This is a genomic window from Robiginitalea aurantiaca, assembly GCF_030380815.1.
Taxonomy (GTDB): Bacteria; Bacteroidota; Bacteroidia; order Flavobacteriales; family Flavobacteriaceae; genus Robiginitalea; species Robiginitalea aurantiaca.
On sequence record NZ_JAUDUY010000004.1, the window covers coordinates 52,142 to 67,052 of the forward strand.

At 46.7% G+C, this 14,911-nt stretch carries 10 protein-coding genes; 3 read left to right on the plus strand and 7 right to left on the minus strand.

Annotation, left to right across the window (positions count from 1 at the left end; all coding sequences use genetic code 11):
- Positions 1 to 173 precede the first annotated feature (173 nt).
- From QU605_RS09250 to uvrA, 4 genes are all read right to left on the minus strand, one after another.
- Positions 174 to 2,585 (minus strand): alpha-ketoacid dehydrogenase subunit alpha/beta, encoded by a 2,412-nt coding sequence (locus QU605_RS09250; RefSeq protein ID WP_289725018.1) that lies wholly within the window; start codon positions 2,583 to 2,585, stop codon positions 174 to 176.
- A gap of 156 nt (positions 2,586 to 2,741) precedes the next feature.
- Complete coding sequence (locus tag QU605_RS09255) at positions 2,742 to 5,588, minus strand: gluzincin family metallopeptidase (protein WP_289725019.1); 2,847 nt, start codon at positions 5,586 to 5,588, stop codon at positions 2,742 to 2,744.
- A 3-nt stretch (positions 5,589 to 5,591) separates the two neighbouring features.
- A complete protein-coding gene (locus tag QU605_RS09260; protein ID WP_289725020.1) occupies positions 5,592 to 6,278 on the minus strand; it encodes an LOG family protein in 687 nt (228 codons plus the stop codon).
- A 46-nt stretch (positions 6,279 to 6,324) separates the two neighbouring features.
- Positions 6,325 to 9,180, minus strand: coding sequence for an excinuclease ABC subunit UvrA (gene uvrA / locus QU605_RS09265; RefSeq protein WP_289725021.1), 2,856 nt, complete (start codon positions 9,178 to 9,180; stop codon positions 6,325 to 6,327).
- A gap of 110 nt (positions 9,181 to 9,290) precedes the next feature.
- On the opposite strand from uvrA, the gene QU605_RS09270 reads away from it, so the two are divergent.
- Positions 9,291 to 9,824, plus strand: coding sequence for a DUF8685 domain-containing protein (locus tag QU605_RS09270; RefSeq protein ID WP_289725022.1), 534 nt, complete (start codon positions 9,291 to 9,293; stop codon positions 9,822 to 9,824).
- A gap of 13 nt (positions 9,825 to 9,837) precedes the next feature.
- Here QU605_RS09270 and QU605_RS09275 read toward each other — a convergent pair whose 3' ends face one another.
- Complete coding sequence (locus QU605_RS09275) at positions 9,838 to 10,602, minus strand: DUF4130 domain-containing protein (RefSeq protein ID WP_289725023.1); 765 nt, start codon at positions 10,600 to 10,602, stop codon at positions 9,838 to 9,840.
- A gap of 147 nt (positions 10,603 to 10,749) precedes the next feature.
- Here QU605_RS09275 and QU605_RS09280 point away from each other — a divergent pair, with 147 nt between their 5' ends.
- Positions 10,750 to 11,505, plus strand: a complete 756-nt coding sequence (locus QU605_RS09280; RefSeq protein WP_289725024.1) for an XRE family transcriptional regulator — start codon at positions 10,750 to 10,752, stop codon at positions 11,503 to 11,505.
- Positions 11,502 to 12,581: a transporter substrate-binding domain-containing protein gene (locus QU605_RS09285; protein ID WP_289725025.1), complete on the plus strand. Its 1,080-nt coding sequence runs from the start codon at positions 11,502 to 11,504 to the stop codon at positions 12,579 to 12,581. Before QU605_RS09280 ends, QU605_RS09285 begins: the two co-directional genes overlap by 4 nt.
- Here the strand turns inward: QU605_RS09285 and ggt are convergent.
- Both ggt and QU605_RS09295 read right to left on the minus strand, forming a co-directional pair.
- The gene (ggt, locus tag QU605_RS09290; RefSeq protein WP_289725026.1) at positions 12,578 to 14,290 is read right to left on the minus strand and encodes a gamma-glutamyltransferase; all 1,713 of its coding nucleotides are present in this window, start codon (positions 14,288 to 14,290) and stop codon (positions 12,578 to 12,580) included. The genes QU605_RS09285 and ggt overlap by 4 nt on opposite strands.
- 6 nt (positions 14,291 to 14,296) lie before the next feature.
- A complete protein-coding gene (locus QU605_RS09295; protein ID WP_289725027.1) occupies positions 14,297 to 14,887 on the minus strand; it encodes an acyl carrier protein phosphodiesterase in 591 nt (196 codons plus the stop codon).
- Between the last annotated feature and the right edge of the window lie 24 nt (positions 14,888 to 14,911).

The window sequence follows — 14,911 nt, forward strand, 5'->3', positions numbered from 1 at the left end:
AAAGTGGGCCTAAAGGATCTGGTATAAGGTTGTTCCCGAACATCCTCCGCATAAAATGGCAAAAAGAGAATGCCGAAAAATGCGAACAGGGGAGGATCTCAAGCTGGTTGCAATCAAGAACAGCGGAAACATAAAGCAATAGGGGTTTCTACAAGAGAACCGGAGTCCGCGTCCTAAAGTAATGCAGGGAAATCCGAAGGCCGGACTTCGTGCATCATCGCATACACCATATCAAACACATCTTCCACCCCTGGCTTTGAGAAATAATCCCCATCACTGGCATAGGCAGGGCGATGGGCACGGGCGGTAAGCGTACGAGGGGCTGAATCCAGGAACTCATAGCCTCCCTGTTCTTCTAAAATCTGCTGTAAAAGATAGGCTGCACAGCCCCCGGGGACATCCTCGTCAACAATTAACAGCCGATTTGTTTTGCGAAGACTTTCCAGAGTGCGATGTTCCAGGTCAAAAGGAAGCAGCGTCTGCGCATCGATTACCTCCGCATCTATCCCAACTTCCTGTAACTCCAGAGCCGCCTGCATCACGACGCGAAAGGTGGAGCCATAGGAAACAATGGTGACATCATTACCTTCACGGACGACCTCTACTTTGCCAATCGGAGTACACAAATCCCCTAAATTTTTAGGCATTGGCTCTTTCAGGCGATAGCCATTCAGGCTTTCCACAATGAGTGCAGGTTCATCACTTTTCATCAGGGTATTATAAAATCCCGCGGCCTTGGTCATGTCCCTGGGCACGAGTAAATACATCCCCCGAAGCAGGTGTATCAGAGCTCCCATTTGAGAGCCTGAATGCCATATTCCTTCCAGACGATGCCCGCGGGTACGTACAATTAGCGGAGCTTTTTGCTTACCCACACTACGGTAATGAAGTGTTGCCAGGTCATCGCTCAGGGTTTGAAGTCCATAGAGAACATAATCCAGATACTGAATCTCAGCGATGGGCCGAAGTCCCCGCAGTGCCATACCAATACCCTGTCCCACAATCGTAGCTTCACGAATGCCCGTATCGGCTACCCTGAGGGATCCATATTTTTTTTGCAGTCCTTCAAGCCCCTGATTCACATCGCCGATGGCCCCACTATCCTCTCCAAAAATCAAGGCCTCCGGATAACGGGAAAATAGCTGATCAAAATTATCCCTGAGTATTATCCTTCCGTCTATCAATTCCGGATTGGCGTCGTATTGCGGGGGTACTTCGGATATATTGGTTGCCCTTCCCTCTAATTCCGAATACAGATGTGAGCTGTAAAGTGGCTGGCAAATTCCCGCATAATTCTGAGTCCATTTGCGCAACCTGTCTTTCGCCTCGTGGTTTTCTCCAAGCACATACCTCAGTGCTCTCCGCGCTTTGGTATGTAAATCACGTCTTAGGGGTTCTTCAATGGCGATCAGGTCATTGGTGAGCTTTTCGATAAAGACTTTATTGGGACTCTGCTCAGCCAGGGACTTCAAAAGTCCGATCAATTCTTTCTGATGCTCTTTCTGGGGCGCCAGAAACTCTGCCCATGCATCTTTTTTAGCTATTCTAACTTCCTTTTTAAGCGCCTTTTCAAGGATTTGAAGTTCTTCCTCCTCAGCAATATTGTTTTCAAGTATCCACTGTCTGAATTTCAAATTGCAGTCGTACTCCCTTTCCCACTCCAAACGCTCCTGGGACTTATAGCGCTCATGTGAACCTGAAGTGGAATGACCCTGAGGTTGCGTGAGTTCCATTACGTGGACCAGTACCGGGACATGGGATTCCCGGGCGATATCCGCTGCGTTCTCATAAGTGTGGATAAGGGCGGTATAATCCCATCCGTTCACCCTGAAAATTTCAAAGCCTGATTCGCTTTCCGTGCGTTGAAAACCCTTGAGGATTTCGGATATATTTTCTTTAGTGGTTTGGTATTTCGCAGGGACCGAAATTCCATAAGCATCATCCCATACACTCAGCACCATAGGGACCTGAAGTACTCCCGCGGCATTTACGGTCTCGAAGAAATGCCCTTCGCTAGTGGAGGCATTACCAATAGTTCCCCAGGCTACCTCATTGCCGTTTTCTGAAAAATTATCGGAAGGGGTCTGTGGAAGGTTTCGATAGATCTTTGAGGCTTGTGCCAGCCCAAGGAGTCTGGGCATCTGTCCAGCGGTAGGGGAGATGTCCGGGCTGCTATTGGGTTGAGCCAAGAGATTTTTCCAACTCCCGTCCTTATTCAGGCTGTGGGTTCCAAAATGCCCACCCATCTGCCGGCCTGCACTCATGGGCTCTTTTTCGAGGTCCGGTGTCGCATACAATCCATGAAAAAATGCCTTCGGATTAAGAATGCCCAGCGCCATCATAAACGTCTGATCCCGATAATAACCACTCCTGAAATCCCCATTTTTAAAAGCCCGTGCCATCGCCAGTTGCGGTAATTCTTTCCCATCCCCGAAAATCCCGAATTTGGCCTTGCCCGTGAGCACTTCGCGACGCCCTAGCAAACTGCATTCCCGGCTGATTACGGCAACCCGATAGTCTTCCAGAATTTGAGATTTGAAGTCGTTGAACGAAAGGTCTTTTTCAGGATCCAATTGAACTTTCATGGGCCAGAGGAGTTTGTTTCAAAGGTACTAAAGGAAGTCGATTCATGCAATACACGGCCGTATATCCATTGACGAATTCATAAAAATATTTAATGATAACGCCATATTTTGAAAATACTTTTAATAAAATGAAAAATAATTATAAATACCTCAAATTTAGAACCATTTACGGGTGAATAGGCCGGTAAGGGTTCGGGGGCTTAACGTGATCACAAATCGAATGCGCTCGTCGTAATTTGGTCCGGCAATTTCCCATCCATTATTGGAGTAGATCGGGAAATAAAGTTCAAAATAATCCGTAACCAGATTCAAGCGAATCCCGGAATCGTAAACAAAGCGTGCAGGAACATCCTCGTTCTTTAAAAATCCGATATCTCCGTATAATTCTATCCATCGCCATAAACTGAAACTCGTATTCCCGGTAACCAGCCATTGATTGGCAAACGGGTTTTCCAGCTTGGATTTAAACCCCCCTTCTGCGATTATCACTTGTTGACTCGTCAGGCCAGAATCCTCGGAACGTCCCAGATAATTCAAATCGAAGAGGTAATCGGTGGGTCTGTCTAGGGCGAAACTGAAAAAATCCGAGTTGGTATCATTTCTCAGGAAAGCGCCTGCAAAAAACCGCAGATTGATTTGCCGGTTATTGATCATAAGTCTCCTGTAGTCCACATTGAGAGCAACTTTGGTAAAGTCAGCTGAATGCTGGGCATCGGCAAACCAGGAGAAAAAGTTGATGATATTGTTGTTGAGATAGCTGTACCGAAAATTCAATACGCTGTAATCGGGATCCGTTTCCAGATCCAGGCTGGGATCGATCGTCCGAAAGACATTTACATAGCGCATCAGCAAACTGCTTCGAATGTTGGGGATTAAGTCGTCCGGCCGCCATCCAAAGGTCACTGCAGGGGTTATCGTAGAGTATCTGGAGTTCGTTTGAAAATGGAAGGAAGAACCCCTCAGGGAATAATTCGTAACGTAGAAACCGCTTTTTCCGTGATAGTGCCTGTATTGCAGGGAGCCGCCGCCTACCAAAGCCTTTTCTCTGAGTGCGTATTGGGGGAAAACATTAAACACAAAAGGCCTTGGGATGAGGGTTTTATTGGTAAGTCGAATCCCCGGTGCAAACCCGTCATAAATATTGAAGCTTAAAACAGGCATATAGAACACCTGGTTGTAGTACGGGTTTTCGGCGTCCCTGAAAAACTGAATTTTTAACCTCCTGTTTGAGGATAGGAATCCCCCCATCGATTTCCAGTTGTCCCTTTGACTGAATTCCGGAATCTTCTGGTCATAGTTCAGGACAAGGCGCTTTTCACCATTATCGGGAATCTGAAAGGTTTGCGATTCCTTGAAGCTTTTGAACCAGTAGTCCGAGACCACGGTGTCATTTCGCAGTCCAAAAAGGGAAATGGGCACCCCTGTACCCGTCTTGTTCTCAAGAGTCACCTCAATGGATTCTTCCACTCTTTCGGCTTTCTTGATCTTATAGTCGATCTGGTCACTGGTCGTAACATAGGTTCTGAAAAACCAGTCTATGTCCTTTTTGGAGTAGGCCTTAAGGGTGCGTTCGAAGTCTGTGGGAACCACATTCTTCAACTTATAACTTTCAAAGAAATCTTTTATGGCCGGATCGATGATCCCTCCCCCAGAATACGCATCGAGGTACGAAAGTCCGAGCCCTGCTTTGTAAGTATTCGCGATTTTCTGGTTGAATTTAATAAGCGAATCGTTGGAAGTTGTAAGGGCCTGATCGAGATTCCTGCGCGCCATCAGCATATAAAAGAAGGAGTACTGGTCGTTGAAGTCCATCTGAGCCAGATACGTTCCTCTTAAAAGCCAGCTTTTTGAGAGTTTGCCGAGAAGCTTCTGTTCGGGATAATAAGTATCCACATAATTGATCATCAGATAGTTGATGATAGCATCTGAAATCCATTTGTCCTTTCTGGGGTTCAGAAAAATAGACTCCCTCATATAGCTGCTGAGGGCGGTTTTCAGGAATTTCAGTTCAAACTGGAATTGTTCATCGTAGGGACGGATAAAGGAGGGCAACTGGTTTAAGCCATACAGGGGATTCTTATTGAAATCGATTTCACTGACCAGTAACTGCTCGTAGGGAAAGTCCCCGAGATTTTCATGGATAAATCGAATAATCCGCTCTATGGAAATACCCTGCAATATTTCGCTATACCGCCTGGATTTGATGTCGGTAACGACAAACAGGTGCGGAGTTGAATGTTTTTCAAAAGGGCCCCCTACGTTCAGGATCACATCACAACTTTTTCTCCCGACACCTTTTAGATTGGCATATTGTTTCCCTGGAAAACTCGTAAGGCTTAAATCCACATAATTGGTCCCGAGGTAGAGGGAGTCCGGAAAGATGAAATTTATGTTCGTGTCCGTGATGTCCGTGTACAGGTCCTCCAGATTCTTGTTGGAGTACAGGTTCCAGATGGAATCGTAAACAGCAGGAGTCAGGTACCAGTCTTTGAGGTAGTAGCTTCCATCTGCCCCATATCCGTATGGGGTAAACTTATTTGAGGGTAACTTAACGGTATAGGTTAAAAGAAGTTTGGCTGAGTCGCCTGGCGGCAGGGGAGTATTAAGGGTAAACCGGATAATGTCCCTGCCCGGTAAGTGTTCCCATTCGATGTTGCGATAGTCCTGGTCGGATACTGCCAGAATGTTTGTCGAGCCCCGCTCAGATTCTTTTGCCAGGTGCAGGGATTTGATGAACTCTTCCGAAAACCTTTGGGCAAGTGCCGTCGTTTTATCTGAATAGGAATTGGCCCAGTCATTAAAATAGAGCTCTCTAAGGACATCTTCGGAATCGTTGACATAGGTGAACTCCTGTTGGATTTCAATAAGTTTTGTTTCCTGATCCAGGGTAGCAGTCATTCTGTTCTGATGATGCTGGGCAAAGGAAGCCCAGGGCATATTCAGGATGAAAATGAATGTCCCAAAAAACCGCAGCATGGGGGGGTATGCCAGATCAGGTTTCATGAATCAGAAGTTCGGAGCCAGCATATGCCCTTTGTAAAAGCTATCTATCAATGAAACTACTTCATCTGCCGTATCTACCAGCCGTATTAAATCGAGATCCTCAGGAGAAATATTCCCGGCTGCCAACATCGTATCCTTGATCCAGTCCAATAAGCCGGACCAGAATTCCGTGCCCACCAGGATAATCGGGAATTGCGCAATTTTCTCAGTCTGTATTAGGGTAAGGGCTTCAAAGAGTTCGTCCAGGGTGCCAAATCCACCGGGCATGACCACAAAGCCCTGGGCGTATTTAACAAACATCACTTTTCTGACGAAGAAATAATCGAAATCCAGACTTTTATCCTTGTCGATATACGGATTGTCGTTTTGTTCGAAAGGGAGATCGATATTAAGACCAACTGAAGTTCCCCCGGCAATACTGGCACCCCTGTTCCCAGCTTCCATGATCCCGGGACCCCCGCCGGTGATGATCCCATAGCCCGAATTCGAGAGCTGTTGGCAAACAGACACAGTTAATTTGTAATAAGGGTGATCGGGTTTGGTGCGGGCTGAACCAAAAATACTGACACAAGGACCGATGACACTCATCTTTTCATACCCATTGACGAATTCTCCCATTATTTTGAATATCGCCCAGGAATCGTTGGTTTTGATCTCGTTCCATCCCTTGATTTGCTGTTCTTTTTTCATAATGTAGTATTAAACGTCTGTAAAGGCTAAAATGTATAATGAGCTATCAACTTGTGACTAATTCATCCGGGAAGAGTTCCCGTTTTAAAAATTGGGCCGTATAGCTTTTAGGATGCTGGGCCACTTCTTCCGGCGTGCCCTCACATACGATTTCACCACCGCCACGGCCACCTTCATATCCAATATCGATTATATGATCCACTATTTTGATAACGTCCATATTGTGCTCGATCACCAGGACGGTATTTCCTTTGTCCACAAGTTTGTGCAGCACGTCCATCAAGACGCGAATATCCTCAAAATGCAATCCTGTAGTAGGCTCATCCAGAATGTAAAAGGTGTTTCCGGTATCTCGTTTGGAGAGTTCAGTTGCGAGTTTTACCCTTTGGGCTTCTCCGCCCGACAGGGTGGTGCTTTGTTGACCGAGTGAAATATATCCAAGTCCCACGTCCTGAATCGTTTTGAGTTTCCGGTAAATTTTTGGGATATGTTCAAAGAATTCAACAGCTTCATCAACCGTCATCTCAAGAACATCCGCTATAGATTTCCCTTTATACCGAATCTCAAGTGTTTCCCGGTTAAAGCGTTTTCCGTTGCAGGTTTCACAATCTACGTAGACATCCGGCAGGAAATTCATTTCAATAACCCTCAATCCACCCCCCTGGCAAGTCTCACATCTTCCTCCCTTGACATTAAAACTAAACCGGCCTGGTTTATAACCGCGAATGGAAGCTTCCGTGGTTTTGGCAAATAAGGCCCGAATTTCGCTGAAGACACCGGTATAGGTCGCCGGATTGGATCTCGGCGTACGTCCGATAGGTGCCTGGTTGATGTCGATAACCTTATCGATATGCTCAAGGCCCGTAATTTTCTTGTAGGGTTTTGGCTTTTTTACCCCGTTAAAATAATGGGCATTCATAATGGGGTAGAGGGTCTCATTGATCAATGTTGACTTTCCGCTTCCGGAAACTCCGGTAACCCCGATCATTTTGCCCAGGGGAAAAGATGCTGTAATGTTTTTAAGGTTATGTCCGCTGCACCCCTGAAGGAGAATATGTTTTCCTGTCCCTTCCCGGCGTCTGGTCGGGATATTGATATCCTTGCGACCACTGAGGTAATCCGCAGTAAGGGTGTCGTGCATATGCAGCGATTCCGGTGGGCCTTCAGAAATGATCTTTCCGCCGTGTTTCCCGGCCCTCGGGCCTATGTCGATCACATAATCGGATTCTTCGATCATTTCCCGGTCGTGTTCCACGACAATCACTGAATTCCCCGTATCGCGAAGGGCTTTCAGGGATCGGATAAGGCGGTTGTTATCTCTTTGGTGCAGTCCGATGCTGGGCTCGTCCAATATATAGAGGACCCCAACAAGCTGGGACCCGATCTGGGTCGCGAGCCGGATACGTTGTGCTTCCCCTCCGGATAGGGTTTTAGAGCCGCGGTCCAGGGAGAGGTATTCAAGCCCCACATCGAGCAGGAACTTAAGACGGGTTCTGATCTCCTTGAGGACTTCCTCTGCGATTATTTTCTGATCCCCTTTGATATCCCCGGAAAGGTTTTCAAAAAAAACAGCCAGCTCTCCAATATCCATAGCGGCGAGATCCGCAATACTCTTCCCGCCAACTTTAAAGTAAAGGGCTTCTTTGCGCAGCCGGCTTCCTCCACAAGATGGACAGGGGATGCGATCCATATATTCTTTCGCCCATCTTTTGATATGTACGGAATTACTTTCTTTAAACTGGCTTTTTAAAAATGCCGCAATTCCCTCGTAATCAATTTTATATTGTCTGCGAACCCCAAGGCTCTTGGAATCTACTTCAAAACGCTCATCCCCTCCATTGAGGATTACGTCCAGGGCCTCTTCCGGTATGGCTGAGATCGGGTCTTCAAGCAAAAAGCCATATCGGAGGCCAATAGTTTCCAATTGCTTAAACGCCCAGGACTTCTTAAACTCCCCTAAGGGTGCAATCCCACCTCCTTTAATGGATTTTGAAGGGTCGGGAATTATTTTTCTGGGGTTAACTTCATAGATATGGCCCAATCCATTGCACTGTTCGCACATGCCCCTGGGGGAGTTAAAGGAGAACGTATTGGGTTCCGGAAGGGCGTAGGAGATACCGGACTCCGGACACATCAGGTCCCGGCTAAAATACCTCGGGGCATTTGATTCGGCCCCAAGTACCATCAGTACATCGTCTCCGGTATACATGGCTGTTCGAATGCTTTCATCCAGTCGTTTAAGGGTTTCAGCTCCCTTGGAGACCTGCAGACGGTCAATCACGATTTCAATATCGTGCGTTTTATAGCGGTCTACCTTCATGCCTTTTTCGAGATCGACTATTTCTCCGTCAACCCTTACTTTGACAAAACCCTGCTTGGCAATTTGTTCGAAAAGCTCCCTGTAATGTCCCTTGCGAGAGCGAATAACAGGGGCGAGGATACTAATCCGCTTGCCGTCGTATTCCGAGACTATGAGATCCCTGATCTGCTCATCGGTATAGCTAACCATTTTCTTGCCAGTATTGTAGCTGTAGGCTTCGGAAGCCCTGGCAAAAAGGAGCCTTAGAAAATCGTAAACCTCCGTTATGGTGCCAACGGTCGATCGGGGTGAACGGGAGGTCGTTTTCTGTTCGATTGCGATAACCGGGGATAAACCATCAATTTTATCCACGTCCGGCCGTTCCAGGCTTCCCAGGAATTGGCGGACGTAAGAAGAAAAGGTCTCGATATAGCGGCGCTGCCCTTCCGCATAGATGGTGTCAAAGGCCAGGGAGGACTTCCCGCTCCCTGAGAGGCCCGTAATTACCACGAGTTTTTCTCTGGGGATCTCGACATCGATATCCTTGAGGTTGTGGACTCTGGCGCCCTGTACGGAAATAATTTGATCGTTGGAAAACTTCATGATTTAGACAAGTCGCGAAATTACGATTTTGACATGTAATTACGAAGCAGCCCTTGTTTTAGTTGGTTAATAAAAATTGCCGACTTAATTTCGTTCTCAAAGACAAGCTTATGAAGTTAATGGGGATTGGTTCGAGAATTTCGCACCCGGATTTTGGCAAGGGTGTTATTATCAATGTGAGTTCGGATCACTACTGGGTGTCATTTATAGATTCGGGAATTGAGACTATCGATATAGGCTCCGATTTTGAGGTTATAGAAGCCGTGCGCGAAGAAGTAGATACCATTAGTTTTTCCGAGGTTGAAACCATTTTGACAGACATACTCCGGAAGTGGAGCGATGTTACCTCTTTGGTAGCCTTTTCTGACAAATGGAAGGGAGGGACTATGATTTTACAACCCGGAGATCCCAATCTGACGTCAAAGGAGATTTCCATCACCTCATTTTTTCATAAAATAGTCATGGTACGCGACCGGTTGCGAGTGCTTGAACAAAAAATCAATTCGAACAAGCAACTCGATGATCAGGAAAAGGTCGAAATGCAGCAATACGTTACCCGTATTTACGGAAGCCTTACAACCTTTAACGTCTTGTTTAAAAACAAAAGCGATCAGTTTGTAGGGGAACGCAGTGAAAAGTCCTAGTACATTGGCGACCTTAAACAGCCTGCTGCTCTATTTCCTGAGCCCATTTTTTATTTCTGCCCAACATTTGAGTTCGACCTCCTGAACTCGACGCCTCCTTCGATCTGACACCGGGCTTTATTTTTTGGAGGGTGTACTTCCTTTGTTTTTCAAGATTCCCGTAAGCGGTTGATGCCCTGTTTGGCCTATCAAACTGCTCAGCGGACGAAAGAAAGAGCCCTCCGGCCATAGCACTGAGGGCCTGATTACGCCGCCTATCCACGACAACCCAGGGATCTGAGTGAAAGCGGGATCTGCAAAACCGTGAGAGGAGTGGAAGTACATGATGTTCAGCACTTATTTCAGCAAACCAAATTCCATCATCCGTTTGTTGAAATTGCATGCGCTGTTCCAGGGTCAATTTTTCTTTCGAAACTTCCCTGGTAGCGGTTGACAGCTCAGCATTCATGGCGTTTTCTGGGACAGCCGTACTGTGCAATTCAGGGTTTAACTGCCTGATGATGTAGCGATATACGTCGGAAAGCAGGTCTTTATTTTTATGAAGGAAGCAGTAATAAACACGCTTCTGAACTTCAGTTCCCTTAAACCCCAGCTCATTCCAGATCCGTTTGGCTTTTGTATTATCGGTTTCAATCCTTGAATCCGGTCCAAATAGCTGAAGGGTATTCTGATCTTCTGCTCCGCTAAATTTTAAATGGGCGTACCCTTCAGACTGTCCCCTGGAAACCGCAGTTAAATATCCCGTGAAACTCCCGTCGAACATAAAAATTGGTTGCATAATAAATAGAATTGGAATATATCCAAATATATGGATATAAACCATAATATGGAAATAATCCTATATATTTAATGGATTATATCCAATTTTTAATAGTTTTGGGTATTCGGCACATGGTGTTTCACAGGATTAAAGGAAGTGGCAATTATGGAAAATGAAATTGTAATCAAGCGATTTACGGAAGTCAGAAGGGACTTGGGATTCACCCAGGCCGAGTTTGCCGGCAAATTGGGGATACCCAGTACAACGGCGGATATAGAACGCGGTCGTACCCGCCTTACAGGCAAGGTGGTAGCCGAGCTGCTGCGCCTTTATCGCATCAATCCGCTCTGGTTGTATGGGGAAAGCACCAAGCGGTATTTGGATACGGAATCCGTGAGCGTGATGCCAAAAGTGGTCAGTGTCGATTCTGCGGAAAATGAAAATATCCTTCTGGTGAACGCCAAAGCTGCAGCCGGATATCCTCAGAACATTCAGGATACCAGTTGGTACCGCAAACTTCCGGCCTTTGATTTACCCCTTCCCCAATTTCGGAATGCGTCCTATCGCGGTTTTCAGGTTGAAGGGGATAGTATGCTGCCTAACCTCAGTCCGGGTGATTGGGTTCTGGCCCGGGGGATTGAAAATTGGGATGATATTAATGGAAATCGGATCTATGTCATCGTGCTTAAGGATGCGGTAGTCGTAAAAAAAATAGAAAAAATTCCGGGAACAGAGCGGGTACGGATGATTTCGCTCAATGGATCTTACCTGCCCTACGAAGTGGATACGAAGGACATTCAGGAAGTATGGCTTGTGAGCAGCAAGATCACATTCGGACTGGAGGCAACTACTGAGAATGGATTGCTGAGGGAATTAAAGCAGTCCATGGAAGAACTCAAGGAGAAACTTGGGGCTTCATGAAAATGGCAATATGGATTTTACTGGCAGGATTGTTTTTTAACCCCTCATATGGGGCAGTGCCAACGGACACCCTTTTGGTCGGATATACCCTGGCACCTCCGTTCATTTATGAAGATGATAAAGGAGTTCTGGATGGGCTGAACTATCGGATCTGGGAGGAAATATCAAAAAGGGAAGGCTATACCAGCAGGTTTGTCCGATTGTCTTATGAACAGACGCTGACCTCCCTTGAGAGCGGCAGTATCGACATATCTATAACACCCCTGAGCCTGACGGCGGCACGCGGAGCTAAATTCCAGTTTACAACCCCTTACTACGCCTCTCACGGGGCGGTGGCCGTCATTGCTCCATCTGCCTGGCGAAAATTTAGCGATACCTTTTGGGGCTTGCTCAACTCAAATTTTTTGAAGGGATTTTTTATCCTTCTTGCCATTATTTTTGTTTTCGGAGTGCTGGGCTGGTATTTCGAATGGAAGAACAATTCTGATCATTTCAGGGAGGGGATCCCCGGGATATGGGATGGTATATGGTGGTCAGCAGTTACCCTGACCACAGTGGGTTACGGGGACAAGACACCAAAGACGTTTTTAGGTAAAATGGCAGCCCTGCTGCTGATGTTCGGGGGTTTGCTTTTCGTGTCCGGAATAACGGCGGGTATAGCATCCAATATTGCCGTGAATGAACTCTCCAATGATATTTCAACCCTCAACCAATTTAAGAGTGTGAAAATCGGCACGCTTTCCAATTCGCAAATACACGACTACCTGAAAATACATTTTTTTAAGGATGTACAGGCGTACCCCGGGATTGAAGAAGGATTAAGGGCACTCTCATCAGGCGATATCAGGGCATTTATGTACGATGAGGAAATTTTGCGATCGGAAATTGCCCTCATGTCACTGTCTGAAGAAATTCAGATTCTGCCCCTTAAATTCGATTCCAAGTTTTACGGTTTTGGGATTTCCCAGGGTCATGACAGTCTAAAGCTCAGGATATCCGAACAGATACTGGAGATACGGGATGATAACGACTGGCAAATGGTACTGCACGAATACGGTTTATCCGACTTTAATTAATACCCCGCCGCCTGGTCATCCCCCCTCGGATCGGCACCCCCTTCAAGACGTCCGTCTTCCAGAACTCTGATTGCGTCTACTTTTCCGATAATCGGGGTACGCCCTTCATTGATCTGATACCCCCTTTTCCTTAAATCTTCTTTTAACAAATCACCAAAACCTTCATTTTCAAAAGTAATGACGTCGGGCAGCCACTGGTGGTGGAAGCGTGGGGCATTTACAGCATCCTGCATGGAGAAACCAAATTCGTAGACGTTCAGTATAGTCTGTGTGACCGCAGTGATAATTGTGGAGCCGCCCGGAGTTCCAACCACCATAAAAAGGGATCCGTCCCGCTCGACGATCGTAGGGGTCATGCTGCTCAACATCCTCTTTTCTGGTGCGATGCTATTGGCTTCAGCACCGATCAGGCCAAACATATTCGGGGCACCCGGTTTGGAACTGAAATCATCCATTTCATTGTTCAAAAAGAATCCGAGCTCGTCACAGTATAGTTTTGAGCCATACGCACCATTGAGCGTAGTGGTTACCGAGACAGCGTTTCCTTCTGAGTCCACAATGGAATAATGGGTGGTTTCGTCGCTTTCTACAATTTCCACGGCTCCATGCGAAACAGCATCGGAAGCAGTGGCTTTTTCAAAGCTGAAATCCTCCATGCGCTGTTCCAGATAAGGTTCGCTCAGGAGAATATCCAGGGGAATATCAACATAATCAGGATCGCCGAGGAAATAATTTCGGTCGGCGTATGCGCGGCGGGCAGCCTCCGTAAACAATTGAACCGTTTGAGTCGTATTATGCCCAAATGTTTTAAGATCATAGGGCTCCATCATTTTTAAAATCTGGTTCATGGTAACGCCCCCACTACTCGGTGGACTCATCGAAATGATGCGCAGGTCTTTGTATGAAAACACAATAGGATCACGCCATTTAACCTCGTATCGCGCCAGGTCCTCCTCCGTGACAAAACCACCTTTGTCCTGTATAAAGCGAGCGAGAATTCGGGCCGTTTCCCCTGTGTAAAATTCATCCCTGCCATTTTGGGCTATACGTCTGAGGGTACGCCCCAAAGCGGGGTATCTTAGCGTATCACCCGGCTTACAATGATTGTAAAACAATGTGTTAGGGCCATTTACTTCTATAATTTGTTCACGATATCTTTCCAGGCGCTCGGCCTGTTTCTCCGTAACTTCAACCCCGTTTTCCACAAGATCGATTACCGGTTGTATGATCTCTGTGATCGGTAGGTTTCCAAAGCGCTTATGCACGGCAAAGATTCCGGCCACGGTACCCGGAACCCCGGTACCCGTGGCCCCCACAGTACTCATACCCGGGATCACATTACCCAGGGAGTCCAGATACATGTCCTTGTGAGCAGACAGCGGTGCTTTCTCCCTGTAATCCAAAGCGCCAATCGCTCCGTTGTTTTTTCGATATACCATAAAACCGCCACCGCCCAGGTTTCCGGCAAAGGGATATGCTACAGCCAGGGCGAGTTCTGTGCCTACCATGGCGTCAAAGGCATTGCCCCCTTTTTTCAGGATTTCGACTCCGATCTGAGACGCCTCCTTCCGTGCTGAAACCACCATGGCTTGCTCGGTAACCAATCCGGTGGGAGGGGAAGGCGGTTCAGCTTTTTTGCAGTGATTGAGCGTTATAAGGATAAAGGTGGCAAAGAGGAGTTTAAACAGGTGGTTCAGGCGGTCAGACATGTGATTCTAGGATTTTAAATGCACTAATTTTTCACGCGAAAAGATAACCAAATCCTCAAAGAATGTTCTAAAATCAGCCTCAAAATCACTGTAATACATTTCGAGGTCCTCTACAGCCGTATCCATACCGCTCTTGAGTTTGGTCCTTCTGTTCATGCCCTGAAAAACACGCTGGAGTCCGTCAAATTGACTGTAATTATACAACCAGTTGTCCTGCATCATATAGTGGGACATGCGCTGGATTGGCTGAGGCATCCAGTGTAAATTTTCCCGTAACAGCCCGTAGAAATCAGTTGTGTACTCCAATAATGGGACTTCTGAATATTCTTCCCAGAGCTTTGCCAGGAAATGATCGTAATAGATGTCCACAATGACCATGCTGTAATGGTGGTATCGGTTGTGCAGGAGTTTACTGCTGCGTCTGGGGATGGGATGGGAATCCGTGTAAGTGTCAATTTCCCGGTGTAATAGCAGCCCGTGCTGCACCTCCTCAGGATACTCCAGGTAGTCTTTACCACGAACCACATCTGCGATAAAATTCCCAAGGGTAACCTTGGGATCACCAAAAGAGAGGTAAATGTGGGCGAGATAGTTCACGGTCGTAAAAATACGCAGATAAAA